This window comes from Shigella sp. FC1967 (genome assembly GCF_001743005.1).
Lineage (GTDB): Bacteria > Pseudomonadota > Gammaproteobacteria > Enterobacterales > Enterobacteriaceae > Proteus.
The window spans coordinates 1-799 of record NZ_MIIZ01001122.1; the positions used below are offsets into that span (position 1 = coordinate 1).

The following is a 799-nucleotide window of genomic DNA, read 5'->3' on the forward strand; positions in this document are numbered from 1 at the left end:
AAAAATACCGTGTTCTCTTTGAAGGTATTGCGTGCTGGCCTTATTTACGAGCCACATCGACGCCGTTAAAAGAGCAGGGTATCAACGTGACTGCCACGGTTTATGCCACTGCGTTTGGTGTGATTTATCAAAACAGTGACGAGATGATGCGTGCTTACTCTTACGTCCCTAACTGTGTCTCTGTTGAGCGTGCTGCTGATATGCGTATTAACGTGAGCCGTCAGAATAAAGTTGATGGTGCGATTATTCACGTTAACCGTAGTTGCAAGCTCTGGAGTGGCATTATGCCTGAAATTGAGCGCCGTATTCGTCATGAACTTAAGATCCCTACTGTGACTTTTGATGGCGACCAAGCTGATCCTCGTGTTTTCTCTGAAGCGCAGTATGTCACCCGTGTTGAAGCATTGACTGAAATTATGGCTGCTAACAAAGCAGAAATGAAAAAGGGAGACATCTAATGAAAACATTAACGGAGTTGTTTGATGAGTTACAAGCCGTGGTGGATAACCCTGTTGCTCAATTAGAGGGTTTTATTCGTCGTGGTAAAAAGGTTGTTGGCTGCTTCCCTGAATATACACCAAATGAAATTGTCTATGCGGCGGGTATGGTGCCTTTTGGTATTTGGGGCGCAGAAGGACGTGAGATCTCAGAAGCGAAGAAATATTTTCCTCCTTTCTATTGTGCGTTAGTGCTGTCTTCTCTTGAGATGGGATTGGATGGTGCGCTGAATAAACTGTCAGCAGCCTTAATTCCTTCTCTTTGTGACACCTTAAAATGCTTAGGGCAAAACTGGAAAGCG

2 protein-coding genes are annotated in these 799 nt (G+C 44.6%); both read left to right on the forward strand.

Going from position 1 to position 799, the window contains the following annotated elements; genetic code table 11:
* Window positions 1–458: 2-hydroxyacyl-CoA dehydratase (locus BHE89_RS19125; RefSeq protein ID WP_141008342.1), on the forward strand; the 458-nt coding region annotated here is incomplete at its 5' end.
* The coding region (locus BHE89_RS19130; RefSeq protein ID WP_171742543.1) for a 2-hydroxyacyl-CoA dehydratase at window positions 458–799 on the forward strand (342 nt) is incomplete at its 3' end. The genes BHE89_RS19125 and BHE89_RS19130, both read left to right, overlap by 1 nt.